This is a genomic window from Loktanella sp. IMCC34160, from assembly GCF_004145845.1.
GTDB lineage: Bacteria > Pseudomonadota > Alphaproteobacteria > Rhodobacterales > Rhodobacteraceae > SELP01.
This window is the reverse complement of sequence record NZ_SELP01000001.1, coordinates 349,570-364,996: the sequence shown is the minus strand read 5'-3', so window position 1 is coordinate 364,996 and position 15,427 is coordinate 349,570. Positions and strand designations below refer to the sequence as shown.

19 protein-coding genes and 2 tRNA genes are annotated in these 15,427 nt (G+C 64.2%); 8 read left to right on the top strand and 13 right to left on the bottom strand.

The features are described from left to right. Positions 1–129: 129 nt before the first annotated feature. From EU803_RS01820 to EU803_RS01805, 4 genes are read right to left on the bottom strand one after another with little or no spacing between them, the layout of a single operon-like run. Positions 130–606, bottom strand: coding sequence for a hypothetical protein (locus EU803_RS01820; protein WP_129679157.1), 477 nt, complete (start codon positions 604–606; stop codon positions 130–132). Positions 607–647: 41 nt separating this feature from the next. Then, entirely contained in the window at positions 648–1,235 is a 588-nt protein-coding gene (locus EU803_RS01815) for a rhodanese-like domain-containing protein (protein ID WP_129679155.1), read from the bottom strand. Beyond that, a complete protein-coding gene (locus EU803_RS01810) occupies positions 1,232–1,552 on the bottom strand; it encodes an antibiotic biosynthesis monooxygenase family protein (protein ID WP_129679153.1) in 321 nt (106 codons plus the stop codon). The genes EU803_RS01815 and EU803_RS01810 overlap by 4 nt, the downstream gene beginning before the upstream one ends. Positions 1,553–1,593: 41 nt before the next feature. After that, positions 1,594–2,001, bottom strand: coding sequence for a universal stress protein (locus EU803_RS01805; protein WP_129679151.1), 408 nt, complete (start codon positions 1,999–2,001; stop codon positions 1,594–1,596). A 148-nt stretch (positions 2,002–2,149) separates the two neighbouring features. Between EU803_RS01805 and EU803_RS01800 the strand changes: the two genes are divergently transcribed. Further along, a tRNA-Ala gene (locus tag EU803_RS01800) sits at positions 2,150–2,225 on the top strand. A gap of 53 nt (positions 2,226–2,278) precedes the next feature. Here EU803_RS01800 and EU803_RS01795 read toward each other — a convergent pair. The 3 genes from EU803_RS01795 to EU803_RS01785 all read right to left on the bottom strand — a co-directional run bounded on the left by EU803_RS01795 (position 2,279) and on the right by EU803_RS01785 (position 5,088). After that, positions 2,279–2,355: transfer RNA gene (locus tag EU803_RS01795), tRNA-Ile, on the bottom strand. A 52-nt stretch (positions 2,356–2,407) separates the two neighbouring features. Beyond that, the gene (locus tag EU803_RS01790) at positions 2,408–4,003 is read right to left on the bottom strand and encodes a peptide chain release factor 3 (RefSeq protein WP_129679149.1); all 1,596 of its coding nucleotides are present in this window, start codon (positions 4,001–4,003) and stop codon (positions 2,408–2,410) included. A 59-nt stretch (positions 4,004–4,062) separates the two neighbouring features. Continuing rightward, on the bottom strand, positions 4,063–5,088 hold the full coding sequence (locus EU803_RS01785; protein WP_129679147.1) for a Hint domain-containing protein: 1,026 nt from the start codon (positions 5,086–5,088) through the stop codon (positions 4,063–4,065). A 154-nt stretch (positions 5,089–5,242) separates the two neighbouring features. Here EU803_RS01785 and EU803_RS01780 point away from each other — a divergent pair, with 154 nt between their 5' ends. Both EU803_RS01780 and EU803_RS01775 read left to right on the top strand, forming a co-directional pair. Continuing rightward, positions 5,243–6,022: an SDR family oxidoreductase gene (locus EU803_RS01780; RefSeq protein ID WP_129679145.1), complete on the top strand. Its 780-nt coding sequence runs from the start codon at positions 5,243–5,245 to the stop codon at positions 6,020–6,022. Positions 6,023–6,121: 99 nt separating this feature from the next. Next, positions 6,122–7,201 carry an ABC transporter ATP-binding protein gene (locus tag EU803_RS01775; protein ID WP_129679143.1) on the top strand — a complete coding sequence of 360 codons (1,080 nt, stop codon included), beginning with the start codon at positions 6,122–6,124 and terminating at the stop codon, positions 7,199–7,201. Here EU803_RS01775 and EU803_RS01770 read toward each other — a convergent pair. Further along, a complete protein-coding gene (locus EU803_RS01770) occupies positions 7,198–7,872 on the bottom strand; it encodes a YafY family protein (protein WP_129679141.1) in 675 nt (224 codons plus the stop codon). The genes EU803_RS01775 and EU803_RS01770 overlap by 4 nt on opposite strands. 275 nt (positions 7,873–8,147) lie before the next feature. Here EU803_RS01770 and EU803_RS01765 point away from each other — a divergent pair, with 275 nt between their 5' ends. Genes EU803_RS01765 through EU803_RS01750 form a run of 4 tightly spaced genes read left to right on the top strand, consistent with a single transcriptional unit; the run spans position 8,148 to position 10,624 of the window. Then, positions 8,148–8,378, top strand: a complete 231-nt coding sequence (locus EU803_RS01765) for a twin-arginine translocase TatA/TatE family subunit (RefSeq protein WP_129679139.1) — start codon at positions 8,148–8,150, stop codon at positions 8,376–8,378. A gap of 43 nt (positions 8,379–8,421) precedes the next feature. Then, a complete protein-coding gene (gene tatB / locus EU803_RS01760; RefSeq protein ID WP_129679137.1) occupies positions 8,422–8,907 on the top strand; it encodes a Sec-independent protein translocase protein TatB in 486 nt (161 codons plus the stop codon). Next, positions 8,904–9,782 (top strand): twin-arginine translocase subunit TatC, encoded by an 879-nt coding sequence (gene tatC, locus EU803_RS01755; RefSeq protein WP_129679135.1) that lies wholly within the window; start codon positions 8,904–8,906, stop codon positions 9,780–9,782. The genes tatB and tatC overlap by 4 nt, the downstream gene beginning before the upstream one ends. Next, positions 9,779–10,624, top strand: coding sequence for an ATP-binding protein (locus EU803_RS01750; protein WP_165352749.1), 846 nt, complete (start codon positions 9,779–9,781; stop codon positions 10,622–10,624). Before tatC ends, EU803_RS01750 begins: the two co-directional genes overlap by 4 nt. A 30-nt stretch (positions 10,625–10,654) precedes the next feature. Here EU803_RS01750 and EU803_RS01745 read toward each other — a convergent pair whose 3' ends face one another. The 5 genes from EU803_RS01745 to EU803_RS01725 all read right to left on the bottom strand — a co-directional run bounded on the left by EU803_RS01745 (position 10,655) and on the right by EU803_RS01725 (position 14,238). After that, entirely contained in the window at positions 10,655–11,842 is a 1,188-nt protein-coding gene (locus EU803_RS01745; RefSeq protein ID WP_129679133.1) for a M23 family metallopeptidase, read from the bottom strand. A 64-nt stretch (positions 11,843–11,906) separates the two neighbouring features. Continuing rightward, positions 11,907–12,545, bottom strand: a complete 639-nt coding sequence (locus EU803_RS01740; protein ID WP_207209149.1) for a protein-L-isoaspartate(D-aspartate) O-methyltransferase — start codon at positions 12,543–12,545, stop codon at positions 11,907–11,909. After that, the gene (gene surE / locus EU803_RS01735; protein ID WP_129679131.1) at positions 12,542–13,327 is read right to left on the bottom strand and encodes a 5'/3'-nucleotidase SurE; all 786 of its coding nucleotides are present in this window, start codon (positions 13,325–13,327) and stop codon (positions 12,542–12,544) included. Before surE ends, EU803_RS01740 begins: the two co-directional genes overlap by 4 nt. Before the next feature lie 69 nt (positions 13,328–13,396). Continuing rightward, positions 13,397–14,059, bottom strand: a complete 663-nt coding sequence (locus EU803_RS01730; protein WP_165352748.1) for a TIGR02117 family protein — start codon at positions 14,057–14,059, stop codon at positions 13,397–13,399. Next, a complete protein-coding gene (locus EU803_RS01725) occupies positions 14,056–14,238 on the bottom strand; it encodes a zinc-finger domain-containing protein (RefSeq protein ID WP_129679127.1) in 183 nt (60 codons plus the stop codon). The genes EU803_RS01730 and EU803_RS01725 overlap by 4 nt, the downstream gene beginning before the upstream one ends. A 95-nt stretch (positions 14,239–14,333) precedes the next feature. Here EU803_RS01725 and EU803_RS01720 point away from each other — a divergent pair, with 95 nt between their 5' ends. Next, positions 14,334–15,272: an ABC transporter ATP-binding protein gene (locus tag EU803_RS01720; protein WP_129679125.1), complete on the top strand. Its 939-nt coding sequence runs from the start codon at positions 14,334–14,336 to the stop codon at positions 15,270–15,272. The last annotated feature ends 155 nt before the right edge of the window (positions 15,273–15,427 follow it).

Below are 15,427 nucleotides of genomic sequence, written 5' to 3'. Positions count from 1 at the left end.
CAATTCCCCAAAAAGTATGTCTCATGACCGCCCGGCGCGTCCGCGTCGGGCACGCGTCCGCCCGCCCCACGGCGGGCGCGTTCCGCGCCCACCCGGGCGGACGCTCTTTGCCATAGTGGAAAATCTCGCCTAGGAAATATCCAACTTCAGATGTTTCCCGACCACCCGGCCCCGGATCATTTGCCTGCCTCGTTCGGCCTCAGGGAAGTCATCCCACCAGTCGCGAAACCTGTCATTGCTGACCACCGGAGCCTTCAGCCGCCGCGCATCGGACAGGACGAACGGGTCGGCCGGAGTGCCCTTCTGGGCAACCCTGACCTGCGTAGCCCGGATGCCCAACTGCCGGGCCAGCGGGTTTGGCCCCATGTATCGGTCCGCCAGCTTGTAGCCGGCATTGGCATCGAACCAGATCAGCGGATGAAACCCGGCCTGTCGCAACTGCGCCACCACGCGGCGCACGGTCCGGATGTCGGCCACGTCCTGATCCCAATACATGACATTGGACCCGTCCACGACGATCCAGCGGCGGCGCAGGCGCCGACGTAGGAAGAGCAGCCCAAGCAGGCCCAGCGCGGCCAGGGCCGCAAGCAGAATGGGATCGGTCATGCAGGCTTGCTAGGGGCAAGCCCACACAACCTCAAGCGGAATTACACCCCCGGCACCACGGTCAGCCCTAGCATCCGCCAGACCTGCATGCCGCCCCGGTAGTAGAACAGCTTCTCCGCCGGGTAGCCTGCCTCGATCATCCGCCGCGCGGCGGTGGGCGACTGGCCGCACCATGGGCCATTGCAGAACAGGGCCACCTGCGGCACGTCCTCGGGGCATTCGAAGCCTTCGAAATCGACGATGCAGCCCAATTCGCCCAGCCGGTCGGCGGCCTCGGTATAGGGCACGGAAATCGCGCCGGGGATGGTTCCGGCCTCAAACTCTGGGCGGATGCGCCCATCCATCACCACGGCGTCCGGGTCTTGCAGGAAGCCGATCAACTCAAGCTCGCCAATGGTCGTGACCCCTTCGGCGGGCGTCATCGGCTGGATGCAGAAATTCGGACAGGGGCGCGAGGTCAGCGCCCAGTCCCCCTCCAGCGCATTGGTGTTGTCCTGCACCCGCCCGATCTCGACCGGGCCGGATGGGGTTTCGATCGTGACCGACATGACATCCGGCGTGATCCCCACCGGCTCGGCCAGCACAGGGCCTGCGCCCGCGATCAACAGGGACAGAAGGATTTTCTTCATGGGTATACTCCGGCGACTTCATACATGACGGGTTCGAAACTTTTGCACAGGTCGTTGATGTGGCGGTTGCGTTCGCGCATCTCCGTGCTGCGCAGCATCGCCTTGAAATCGTCGCGGGTTTCCCACTGCGAATAATTGGCGATCCGGGTCTGCGCGTCGTTCACATGCAGGCCCGCGCCGATGAACCCCGGCTGCTTGCTGATGAAGGCCGCATAGGCATCCTGCAACGCCTCAAGCAGGTCCTCGCAGGTGCCCGGCGTGGTTTCAAAGGTGGTCAGAACGGTCTGGCACCCGGCGTCCTTGCTGATGGTCGGCATGGGTCTCCTCCTTTGGCTGGTGACCCCAGCCTAACACATCCCTAGCGGATGACATGCACCGAACAGTTTGCATGCCGCACAACCCGCGATGCGGTGGACCCTAGGAAGTAATCCGCAAGGCCCGGCTTGTGCGAGGCCATGACGATCAGGTCGACCCCGTTTTCTTCGGCCCAGTCGAGGATGGTGCGCCCGGAATGGCCGCTCACCACCGCGCCTTTTGCCCCCGCGATCCCCCCGGCCATCTTGTCCAGATCCGCCTGAATCGCCTCTAGCAGCCCGGCGCGATAATCGTCGGGCATATAGTTGATCGCATAGGTCGGGATCTCCTCGACCACATGCAACAGCGTCACCTTCGATCCGCCCTCGGCCAGCGCCTTGGCGACGGCAAGGGCTGGTTCCGCGGAATGGCCTTCGTCAAACGCGACGGGAACGAGAATATGGTTATACATCCGATGTTCCTTTCCATTGGCTGATGTCACATCCTGCACCGTCTGGCGGTTCGTGACCTTGATCCACATCAGAACCCACTGCCCGAAGCGCGAAAGCCCCCTGCCCCCGCTTGACACCGCGCGCCGCGCGGGTCAAATAGCGCGCGTTGGGGCCGTAGCTCAGTTGGGAGAGCGCGTCGTTCGCAATGACGAGGTCGTCGGTTCGATCCCGATCGGCTCCACCAAATTCCCAAGATGTCTGAATGTGTCTGCCCGTGCGGCGGGCCATGGCCGGGTGTGGTAGGCCCGGAGGGACTTGAACCCCCAACCAAGGCGTTATGAGCGCCCTGCTCTAACCAATTGAGCTACAGGCCCGACCTGCCGCAGTCAGTAGCAGACAGGTCGGCCCGGTCAAGCGGGTTGGGCGTCAGACCATCATCTCTTTGGTGGCTGAAAGGGTGACATCGGGATAGTCCCGGCCAACCCGGTCGATGTCCCATTGCAGGCGGGTCAGAAAGACCACGTCGCCGTCGTTGTCAGAGGCCATATGCTGCTTGTTGGCGGCGGCGAATTTCTCCACCGCCAGCTTGTCGCCCAGCACCCAGCGGGCCGAGGTGAATTGGGACGGCTCGAACCGGACCGGCAGGCCGTATTCCATCTCGATCCGGCTGGCGAGCACTTCGAACTGAAGCGCGCCGACGACGCCCACGATGAACCCGGACCCAATGGAGGGTTTGAAGACCTTGGCCGCGCCTTCCTCGGCGAATTGCATCAGCGCCTTTTCAAGGTGCTTGGCCTTCATCGGGTCGCCCGCCCGACAGGTTTGCAGCAGTTCCGGCGCGAAGGACGGGATACCGGTGGCTCGAAGGTTTTCGCCTTCGGTCAGCGTATCCCCGATCCGCAATTGCCCGTGGTTCGGGATGCCGATGATATCCCCGGCCCAGGCCTCTTCCGCCAGTTCCCGGTCGGCGGCCAGAAACAGCACCGGGTTGGTGACGGCCATCGGCTTTTTGGACCGGACGTGAAGCAGCTTCATTCCCCGGGTGAAATGCCCCGACGCAAGTCGGACAAAGGCAACGCGGTCCCGGTGTTTGGGGTCCATGTTGGCCTGCACCTTGAACACAAAGCCCACGACCTTGGGTTCTTCCGGCGCGATTTGCCGGGGCGAGGCCGCCTGCGGTTGCGGTTCGGGGCCATAGGCGCCGATCCCTTCCATCAATTCCTTGACCCCGAAAGAGTTGATCGCCGAGCCGAACCAGATCGGGGTCATCGTCCCCTCGGCCACGGCCTGCCGGTCCAGCGCGGGCAACAACTCCCGCGCCATTTCGACCTCTTCCACCAGCTTTTCCAGAAGGGCCGCCGGGACGTGTTCGGCAAGGCGCGGATCGTCCAGCCCCTTGATCTCGATCGATTCCGCAACGCGGTTTCGGTCGGCCCGGTCCATCAGTTCCAGCCGGTCGTTCAACAGGTCGTAGCAGCCCAGGAAATCGCGCCCGACCCCAATGGGCCAGCTGGCCGGGGTCACGTCGATGGCCAGCATCTCCTGAATCTCGTCGATGATTTCGAACGTATCGCGGCTTTCGCGGTCCATCTTGTTACAGAAGGTCAGGATCGGCAGGTCGCGCAGCCGGCAAACCTCGAACAGCTTCTGGGTCTGGCTTTCGACGCCCTTTGCCCCGTCGATCACCATCACCGCCGCGTCTACCGCCGTCAGCGTCCGGTAGGTATCTTCGGAAAAGTCCGAGTGGCCGGGCGTGTCGACAAGGTTGAACCGAAAGGTCTTGTAGTCAAAAGACATGGCCGAGGCCGAAACGGAAATCCCCCGGTCCTGTTCCATCTTCATGAAGTCCGACCGCGTGCGCCGTGCCTCGCCCTTGGCCCGGACCTGACCAGCCATCTGAATGGCCCCGCCGAACAGCAGGAACTTTTCCGTCAGGGTCGTTTTCCCGGCGTCGGGGTGCGAGATGATCGCAAAGGTCCGGCGGCGGGCGATTTCGGGCGGGAGAGCGGGGCGATTTGTCATGCGCGCGCTATATCCGGGCATGGATCAAAGGGCAATCGGGCTCGCGCCAGCAGCCTTGCCTAGTCCAACGCCCCCGATGACGAGGCCCGCCGCAGAAGCGCGGCGGCATCCGGCCGCGAAATCAGGCTTTCGGCGACTTCATAGTCCTGATGTGGGCGGTGTTTGTGCCCGGGCCGGTTGCCGGACACCTGCCGGCCCACCTCGTCCGGGATGGCCGCTCGGGTCCGGGGATCGACCAGCAGGCTTTCGGCGGCAATCCCTTCGGCAAAGATGATCTGGTGGTCGTCGAACAGCAGTTGATAGTAGTCGACGAACCCGCCGTCTTCCTGAAACACCGTGTCGCCATTGATCAGGTGCCGCACTTTGACGAAAACCTCGGCCCGGCCCGCGCCGACCCGATCCTGCCGCTGGTAGACGAAGATACGATGATCGGGCGACAGCCGCAGATCGTTTTCGTTGTGCAACACGCCCTTGCGGATCACCACCGGGGCAAAGGCCCCGACCGCGCGCAGCGTTGCCTGCCCGATCCAGCGGATTTCCTGCGGCCCGTCATCCCGCGTCAGCACCTTGTCGCCCGGTTGCAGCAATTCGACCCGCCGCTGTTCGCCCGACGCCATGGTGATATGGGTGCCGCGCGTGAACGACACGCAGGCCACTTCGGCAAAGCGGGCGGTCGCGGCGTGCCGGTCCACACCGACAAGCTGGTAATCCGTGCGCGGCTCCAGCGTGGCCAGCGGCAAGAGGTAAACCTCCACCGCCATGCCGTCCTCGACCTCGACCAGAACCAGCGCCTCGTAGGTGGCGCTGTCCGGGGCGATCAGGGTCAGGCAGCTGTCCAGAACCAGAAGGTTGCCGGGTTTCCCCGCCTCGGACCGGTCCAGAATATGGTAGGTCCGGCCGCTTCCGTCCTGATCGACGACCATGGGCATCCGGACGGCGTTTTCGGACAGGTGATAGATATCATCCATCACCAATTCATCCGCGAAACTCAGCCCGTCGCCTTCCGCCACGCCCGAGGCGACCCGAAAATCTTCGGATCGGTAGACTGGCAGGGTCTGGGCAGAGCTGTAGACGTCATCAGACATGACCGAAAAAGACCTTGGAACGAAGGCATCTGGAACCGACCCACCCTATGCAGCACGCGAAACCAGGTCAACGGGCGAACAGCAGATGTGCGTTGTTAAGGGCCCCCTGTCGCGCTACCTCTGGCGGGAACTGCCACAAATGGGGAGACCGGGAATGGATCTGGGTATCGCAGGAAAGCGCGCATTGGTCTGCGCATCGTCCAAAGGGCTGGGCCGCGGCTGCGCCGAGGCGCTGGCCGAGGCGGGCGTCGACCTGATCATGAACGCGCGCGGGTCCGAGGCGCTGGAAGCCGCCGCACAGGAAATCCGCGACAGGTTCGGGGTGAATGTCGTGACGGTCGCCGCCGATGTGAGCACCGCAGAGGGGCAGGCCGCTGTTCTGGACGCGGCCAAGGGCGTCGACATCCTCGTGACCAACGCCGGAGGCCCGCCGCCGGGCATGTGGACCGACTGGGACCGCGACGATTTCATCAAGGCACTGGATGCCAATATGCTGGCCCCGATCGCCCTGATGAAGGCGCTTCTTCCGGGGATGATGGACAAGGGCTGGGGCCGGGTGGTCAACATCACCTCGCAATCGGTGAAATCCCCGATCCCGGTCCTGGGACTGTCGAATTCGGCCCGCGCCGGTCTGACCGGCTATGTCGCGGGCACGTCGCGGCAGGTCGCCCCGCATGGCGTGACGATCAACAACATGCTGCCCGGCATCCACGCGACCGACCGCGCCGTCGGCCTTGATACCGGCGTGTCCAACGCCGAAGGGATCAGCATCGACGAAGCCCGCGCCAAGCGGCAGGCGACCATCCCCGCCCGGCGCTATGGCACCGCGGCCGAATTCGGGGCCATGTGCGCCTTTCTCTGTTCCCAGCACGCCGGGTTCATCGTCGGGCAGAACATCCTGCTGGACGGGGGCGCGGTGAACACCACAATGTAGCCGCCGGACCATCCCAGCCCCGCCTGCTCTTGCCGAGCGGCGGGGCAATTGCTAGATGGACCCGATACCCGATAGCTTTAGTCGGAATTAGGACAGCCCGTGCAGCCCACCCCACGCCTAGAAATCCGCGACATCGAACGGAGCTTTGAGGGCCGCCGCGTTGTCGATGGCGTGTCGCTGTCGATCATGCCGGGGCAGGTCACCTGCCTTCTGGGGCCGTCCGGCTGTGGCAAATCGACGACGCTGCGGATCATCGCCGGGGTCGACATGCAGGACAGCGGCACGATCCATGTCGATGGGCAATTGATCTGCGATACCATCTACCGGGTGCCCCCCGAGGGGCGGGGCATCGGGCTGATGTTTCAGGATTTCGCGCTGTTTCCGCATCTGACCGTCGCCGGCAACGTGGCCTTTGGCCTCAAGGGGCGCGGGCCAGAGGTGCGCGCCCGGGTCGAGGAACTGCTGCGCAAGGTCGGAATGCTGGGACATATCGACAATTACCCGCACCAGCTTTCGGGTGGGGAACAGCAGCGTGTGGCCCTTGCCCGCGCCCTGGCCCCCCGCCCCGGCATCATGCTCATGGACGAACCGTTTTCTGGCCTTGATGACCGTCTGCGGGACGAAATTCGCGACGAAACGCTGGACGTCCTGAAATCCGAAGGCGCGGCGGTGCTGCTGGTCACCCACGAACCGGCCGAAGCCATGCGCATGGCCGACGAGATCGCCCTGATGCGGGACGGGCGGATCGTGCAGCGCGGCGCGCCTTACAACATCTACAACGCCCCCGCAGATCGGGCCGCCGCCGCGTTTTTCAGCGATATCAACGTGATCCGGGGCAAGGTGCGCGGCGCCCTGACCGAAACCGCCTTTGGTCATTTCCTCGCCCCCGGCGTACCGGACGGGACCGAGGTGGATATCGTCATCCGCCCGCAGCACCTGAAGATCGACTTTGATCGCGGCGGACGCGGCCCCAACCCCACCGCGACCGAAGGCACGCCGGCGCGCGGGATCGTGCAGCGGTCCCGCTTTATGGGATCTGAAAGCCTTGTAGAATTCCGCATGGATTTCGACGGGTCGTTGCTGCATGCGCTGGTGCCGTCGGTCTTCCTGCCGCAACCCGGAACGGCGATGTGGCTGATGATCCGCCGCGACCGCTGTTTCGTCTTTCCGGCGGCCTAGGGTCCGTCCAGCCGCGCCAGATAATCCTCGGCCGTTTTACCGGCCTCGGGCAGGAACCCGCGCTGCGTGACTTCTGCCGACCGGATCAGATCCACCCGCAGCAGGCGGAAATTTCCGTCCTTTTCGCACCAGCCCAGCAGCGTCCAGACCCGCCCCCAATAGGACAGGTGCAGCGGGCGCAGGATATGGCTGCGCGGATCGCCCCAGATGCTGGTATAGTCGATCTCGATCACCAGATGATCGCGCAGCGCCCGCCGGATCGGGGCCAGATGGCGCGCGGCGCGCTCTGCCTCGGGCGAAGCGAAGACAAGGCTTTCGACACCGGGGTCCTGCAGCCCTGCCGGGCTGACCGCATTGATCTTGGCCCGCAGGCTGGCCGCCCCGCGCGCCGCGTCCCGGTCCGACAGGCTGGATGCAAGGGCCAGCCCCAGCCGCAGCGCTTCGAATTCATCGCGGTTCAGGGCCAATGGCGGCAGGCTGACCGGGGATTTCATCACATAGCCGACGCCACGTTCCCCTTCGATCGGCAGGCCGCTGTCGATCAGGGTCGCCATGTCGCGCCAGATCGTCCGGGTCGAGACACCCAGACGCGCCCCAAGGTCCTGCGCGCGGTGCAATTGTCCGTCGCGCAGAATCTGGATCAGGTCGAAAAGGCGGTCGTTGCGGGCCATATCTGTCAGTTGGCATGGTGGGCGAGCACCCGTCAACGGCACAGGGTACGGCGGAGGACAAAACTGTCAGTTTCGCGGGATATCTCCAATCCCAATCAATAAAACAAGGGCCATGGATTTCCAGGCAACTGACAAAACCGTGTCAGCAATGCTTACTTCCAACCTACCGGATTCTGCGTTTTAGGCTTTTCGTCCCTGTCAGTTCCTGCCTAGATGCCAGCCGAACTGACACAACAGACTCGCGGTTCGTCCGCGCCAAACTGGAGACAATCGTCATGGCACATGCCGCATTCATCAACAACATCGGCCCCTGGGGCTTCCTTCTGATCGCCGTCGTGGTGCTGGTCCTGTTCGGGCGCGGCAAGGTGTCGTCGCTGATGGGCGAAGTCGGCAAGGGCATCTCGTCGTTCAAGCGCGGCGTCGAGGAAGGCAAGAAAGAGCTGGAAGATGCCGCCGCCGAAACCGCCAAGGATGTCACCCCTGAAGAAGAGAACGACAAGGCCTGATCGGTCCTGTCCTGACCCTCTGGCTTAGATCGAAGGAACCGACATGTTTGGCATGGGGTGGAGCGAGCTCCTGATTATCGGGGTCGTGGCGTTGATCGTCGTCGGCCCGCAGGAATTGCCGGGGCTGTTCCGCAAGATGGGGCAATTCACCGGCAAGGCGCGGGCGATGGCCCGCGAATTCAGCCGGGCAATGGATGCCGCCGCCGATCAGGCCGGGGTCAAGGAAATCAAGAAGACGGTCGAGGCCGCCGCGAACCCCAATGCGTTGGCCTATGACAAGTTCCGCGAACAGGCCGGGCTGAAATCGCCCGACCCGGACAAGGCCGACAAACCGGCGGTCAAGCCCGGCGGCGAGACGGAAAAACTGTCCAAGGAACGGCAGGAAGCCAAGGACCGGATGCTGGAGGCCGCCGCGAAAAAGGCGAACGACCGCAAGGCCCGCGAGGCCGAGGCCGCTGCCGCAGCAGAGTCCGCCCCGGAACCGGCCCCGGCGGAAACCGACACCCCCAAGACCGAGGCCAGCAAATGAGCGCGACCGACGAGATTGAAGACAGCTCTGCCCCGCTGATCGAACATCTGGCTGAACTGCGGACCCGGATCATGTGGTCGCTTCTGGCCTTCGTGGTCTGCATGGTGATCTGCTTTTCCTTCGGCGGGATCGTGCTGGATTTCCTGCTGACACCGATTGAAAAGACCATGCGCGACCTGGGGAACCCCAACCCGGTCATGCAGTATACGGCCCCGCAGGAATACTTTTTCACGCTAGTGCGGATTTCCATGGTGGGTGGGCTGGCGCTGGCCTTCCCGGTGATCGCCTATCAGATGTGGCGGTTCGTGGCGCCGGGCCTGTATAAAAGCGAAAAGAACGCATTCCTGCCCTTCATCATCTCCTCGCCTGTCCTGTTCCTTCTGGGGGCATCCTTTGCCCATTTCGTGGTGATCCCGCTGGCGATGAATTTCTTCCTCGGGTTTGCCGACCTTCCGTCCTACTTCGCCGCCATGGTGCTGGGGGACGAGGCCGCAAGCGAGGGGATCGAGATCGTCTTTAACGGCAAGGTCAATGAAAGCCTTGATATCACGCTCAAGATGATCGTGGCCTTTGGGCTTTGCTTCCAGCTTCCGGTTCTTCTGACCCTGATGGGCAAGGCGGGCCTGGCCAGTTCGCGCGGCCTGCGGGCCACCCGGAAATATGCGATTGTCGGCATCCTGACCGTCGCCGCGCTGGTCACCCCGCCGGATGTGGTCACCCAGGTGATCCTGTTTGCGGCCGTCTATTCGCTTTATGAACTGTCGATCTTCCTTGTGATGGCGGTTGAGCGGAAGAAGGATGAACAGGCCCGCGCCGACGGTATCATCGGCGAAGATGAAAGCCTCTTTGACATCGACGAGGACGACGAGGCGTGAGCAAGGGAAAACCCCTGAAACGGATCGCGCAGGCGCTGGAGCGGATCGCCCCGGCGCCTTTGCCCGCGCCGGATTTCAGCGCCGCGACCGCCTTTGTCTGGCACCCGGACCCGGACCGGCTTGAGCCCGTCGCCCGCGTCAACCGGATCGACGTGGCGCTGCTGGTCGGGATCAACCGGTCGCGCGATACGCTGATGGCCAATACCGAACGGTTCGCCCGTGGCCTGCCCGCCAATAACGCGCTTCTTTGGGGCGCGCGCGGCATGGGGAAATCCTCTCTGGTCAAGGCGATCCACGGGGCGCTGTGCCCCGACTATCCTACCCTCAAGATCGTCGAGATCCAGCGCGAGGACCTTGCCAGCATCGGGCGCTGCCTGAACCTGCTGCGCGGGCGCGACGAACGGTTCATCCTGTTTTGCGATGACCTGTCGTTTTCAAACGACGACACGCATTACAAGGCGCTCAAGGCAGTTCTGGACGGCGGCATCGAAGGACGGCCAGACAACGTGGTCCTATATGCCACGTCGAACCGACGGCACCTGATGCCCCGCGACATGATCGAAAATGAACGCTCCAGCGCGATCAACCCCTCTGAGGCGGTCGAAGAGAAGGTCTCACTGTCCGACCGGTTCGGACTTTGGCTGGGCTTCCACCCCTGCGACCAGGACGAATACCTGTCGATGATCCGGGGTTATTGCGACGCCTATGGGGTCACGATCGACGACGATACCCTGCGGGCCGAAGCGATCGAATGGCAGGCCACGCGCGGCAGCCGGTCTGGCCGCGTCGCATGGCAGTATTTCACCGATCTTGCCGGGCGGCAGGGGGTCACGTTGGGCTGACGGGGCCAGTGGCCCCGCCGCCGTTGCGGATCAGTTCAGGTAGTTGGCGGGGTTCACGCTTTCCAATCCTTCGCGCACCTCGAAGTGCAGGAAGGACGGGTTTCCGGCCCGCACCTTACCGATGGTCTGACCCTGGCTGACCCGGTCATCCTTTTCCACCGTCAGATTGTCGAGGTTCGTGTAAACCGTCAGCAGGTTGTTGGCGTGGCGGATCACCACGATGGCGACGCCATTGGTGTCGCGGGTCACGGCGGCGACGGTCCCAGCGGCCGCGGCCTTCACCTCGGTCCCGGCGGGAACGCCGATGTCGATCCCTTCGTTCCGGCCACGGGCATATTCGCGGATCACCGACCCGCGCACCGGATAAATCAACACGCCATCGCCCGATTGTGCCGAACCTGTGGACAGGTTGGGCGCCTCGGGCGCGGGGGCCGTGACCGGCGCGGCGGGGGTCGCGTTCACCGGTGGAAGCGCGGTTGCCGCCGAGGGCGGCGTGGGCGCGGCGCTGCCCGCGCCGGGGGCGGATGTTGCCGCGGCGGGTGCCGGGGCCCCACCCTGCGGGATCAACAGGAACTGTCCTTCGCGGATCGCCAGATCGGCGCCCAGCCCGTTCCATTCGGCGATGTTGCGCACCGGGATGCCGTAGCTGCGCGAGATGGAATAGACGGTTTCGCCCCGGCGGACCTGATGCCGGATCGGCTGTTCACCGGTCTGCGGCGCGGGGGCCTGTTCGGACACAGGCTGGGACGCTGACGGCGCGGTGGCCTGCGGTCCGGCCCGGTCGATGGCGTTCGACGCCAGCGTCGTCACATCCACCGAAGAGGGCTGGATCGGGCCGGTCGTCGCAGCCCCTGTCGCCGGCGACGGTTCGGTCACGCGGGTCGGCAGGGCGATGATTTCATCCCGGCGCAGGGCCACATCCGCGTCGACCCCGTTGTAGCGGGCAAGCTCTTCAGCGCTGAGGTTCAGGCGGGTCGCGATCATGCGAACAGTTTCGCCCTGACGGGCGGCAACCACCTGATAGCCGGGATAGGAAATCACCCCACGATCATCCGGGCGCGGGCGGTCGGGCAGGTTTCGGGCCGCCGTGCTTGTATCAAGCGTGTTTCCGCCCAGATCCCGCAGGTCCCAGTCGAATGGCTGTTCACAAGCCGTCAGCGTGCCCATCGCCACCCCCGCCAACAGCAGGGGCTTCAGGGGAAACCGGAATGTCCGCATCTACTCGATCCTCGTCAGTCTGGGCGGGAAATTTATGGCCATCCCCCTGCCCCTAAATTGCCTGTCAGTCCCCAAGTCCTTCGACAAGGGGCACAAATCGCACCGGGCGCAGTTCTTCGTAGTCGAACCCCGCGTCCGTCCGTGTCACCCGGATCAGGCTTTGCACCGTATCCGACTGGCCTACCGGCAGAACCATGATACCCCCAACCCGTAGCTGGGCCAATAGGGGGCCGGGCGGGTCTTCGGCGGCGGCGGTCACGAGAATGCGATCGAACGGCGCCTGCTCCGGCAGGCCAAAACAGCCGTCCGCCACCATCGCCGTGATCTTGCCCAGATCAAGGCTTTCAAAAATGGCCTTCGCCTCGGCCACCAGCCGCCGGTAACGGTCCACCGTATAGACGCGGCGGGCAAGGTGGCTCAGGATGGCGGCCTGATAGCCAGAGCCGGTGCCGACCTCCAGCACCTTGTGCCGGTCTTCGACCTGAAGGGCCTGCGTCATCAACCCAACAACAGACGGCTGCGAGATCGTCTGCCCCGCTCCGATGGGCAGGGGCATGTCCTCATAGGCGCGGTCGGCAAAGATGCCCCGGACGAAGAGCGCCCGGTCGATCCGTTCCATCGCGGTCAGCACCCGGCGGTCGGTGACCCCCTTGGACCGCAGCGCATAGAGGAACTGCATCTTCTGTTGGGCGTCGAACGTCACCGAAGGGCTTCCTCCAACGCGGTTATCTGATCATGCGCGGTCAGGTCCGCCCGCATCGGCGTGACGGACACGTAGCCCTCAAGGTTGGCCGCCGCGTCCGACCCCGGCAGGGTCGGCACATGCTGTTCCCCGCCCTTGATCCACAGGAACTTGCGACCCGAGGGTGAATTATGCGCCTCGGCCGAAAAGGATGTGTTGCGGCGATAGCCCTGCACGGTGGCGCGGGTGCCCAGAACCTCTGCCGCCGGGACCGGCGGGAAATTGACGTTGTAGAACAGCCGGTAGTCACCCTCGGTCATCGGTGGCCCGGCCAGAAGTTTCCGGATCACCCCGGCGCCATGCTCTGCCGCTGCTTCGAACGGGTCGTCCAGCCGGGCGTTGCGGGGCCCGAAAAACTGCGACAAGGCGATTGCCGGGATGCCTTGCAAGGCGGCCTCAAGCGCCGCGCCGATGGTCCCGGAATAGAGCACGTTTTCGGCCGCGTTGTTGCCCCGGTTCACCCCTGACAGGACCAGATCAGGCCATTGCCCCTCCATGACATCGTAGAGGGCGGCCAAGACGCAATCGGCGGGCGACCCTTCGGCGGCAAAGCGGCGGTCGCCCAGTTTTGCCACCATGAAGGGATGGGTATAGCTGATACAATGCCCGACCCCCGATTGTTCAAAGGCCGGGGCAACGGTCCAGACCTCGCCCTCTGGCCCCGCAAGATCGGCGGCGATCTGTTCCAGAACCGCCAGTCCGGGCGCATTGATCCCATCGTCATTTGTCAGAAGAATTCGCATTGCCCGCCTTTCGCCGCCTGACCCTTCCTAGGACAGGGACGATTGCGCGGCAAGGGACAGGCCCGCCTTTCAGCCCCTGTGCCACCAAAGTGACAGCCGAACCGAATAGGGCGTCGGCGTCCAGCGTCCGAAGGCCACCCCCGCCTGCCGCAGCTTTTCACCCACCCAGACGTTGCAGGTCCGAAAGATGCTGAAATGACCCCGGGCCGCGAAAAACGCGTCGGTTTCGTTGAACCCGTCAAGGGGCAGCGGGTCTGGCACATCGCCAAGGTCCGCGCGGATCGCCTGAATAAGCGCGCTGAACTGACCCTCGGACAGGGACAGGCGATGAACACCCGGAACATCCGGCACCTCGCCCGCAACGTCGAACCGCATAACGGCCTGATCGCCTGTCACTGCTCGCCAGACCGCGACGGGCGCAACATCGGCATAGCTTCCGACGGTGGTGTAAAACGCGGCACTTCCCCAACCAACAACCAGCCATCGGGCGCGGGGGTCGTCCATGGGCACACCCGCCTCGGCCGCAAAGGAAAACGCCGCGACCTGCGGATCATCAAGAGGTAAGAGGAAATCGAAATGGATCGGCCCGGCGACCAGAAGAACTTCGCGGTCAACGGGATCATCCCCGGCGGCAAAGGCCCCGGACAGGAGCGCGCCGATTACTGCGGAAAAGAGATAAGCGGCAACGACGCACGCCAGCAGAAGGCCGGAAAACCGGATTGACCGGATCAATCCTGCGTCGCGGCCTGTTCGCCGTGCACATAACGGCAATCACAGTAGGGGCATTCGACCCAGCCCTGCGCGGGCGGGATGCTCAGCCAGACGCGGGGATGGCCCAGCGCCCCTTCGCCTCCGTCACAGGCAACGCGCCAGCTATCCACGATCTTGGTTTCCGGGGCGGGAATGGTCATGGTCTCTCTCACTGGTTGCCGCGGAGGGTGGTCCGCAATAGATCGGGGGCATACTACTGAATGCGGCGGCACGGGCAAGATGTGAAGGGGCGGAAATGACCGAGAACGCGATCGAAATCACCGGGTTGACGAAGACCTATCGCGCCTCGGGCCGCAGTCCGGCGAAAGAGGCGCTGAAAGGGATCGACCTGTCGATCCCGCGCGGGTCCATCTTTGGCCTTCTGGGGCCGAACGGCGCCGGGAAATCGACGCTGATCAACATCCTTGCCGGGCTGGTGGTCAAGGACGCGGGTCAGGTGACCATCTGGGGCTTCGATCAGGATGTGAACCCGCGCCAAAGCCGCGCCGCCATCGGCGTCATGCCGCAGGAACCGCACCTTGACCCGTTCTTCAGCCCGCGCGGCAGCCTTGAGGTGCAGGCGGGGCTGTATGGGGTGCCGAAATCGCAGCGCAGAACCGATAAAATCCTTGAGCTGATCGGGCTGACGGACAAGGCAGATGCCTATGCCCGGTCGCTGTCGGGCGGGATGCGGCGGCGGCTCTTGCTGGGCAAGGCGCTGGTCCATTCGCCGCGCATCCTTGTGCTGGATGAACCCACCGCCGGGGTCGATATCGAGTTGCGCAACATGCTGTGGCAGAACGTCCGGCGGCTGAACGAAGAGGGGATGACGATCATCCTGACGACCCATTACCTCGAAGAGGCCGAGGCGATGTGCGACGAGATCGCCATCATCAACCACGGTCAGGTCATCACCCGCGACACGACGGCGAACCTGCTGGCGCGGCTGGACCGCAAGACCATGGTGATCCACCCCGAAACCGCAGCCGCCCTGCCGCCCCTGCCCAATGGGGTAACTGGAGAGCGGCGGGACGACGGGGCGTTGGTGTTCAGCTACGCAACAAAAGTGACCCCGGCCGAGGCGATCCTTGCCGCCGTGCGCGCGGCGGGCATCTCGATCCGTGATGTAAAGACGGAAGAGGCGCATCTGGAGGACGTGTTCCTGTCGCTGACCTCGTCACGGGAAACCGCCTAGGGGGCGGCAGGTCTGGTGGGTCAAGACCCACCTTACACCCTGTCCCGCCGTCGTAAGGTGGGTTTCAACCCACCGCCAATGTAAGTCGCTGGAGCCTTCTACCAGAGGTTTGCCATCACCGGTCAACGCAGCTTCGCGGCCTATCAATGGAGTTC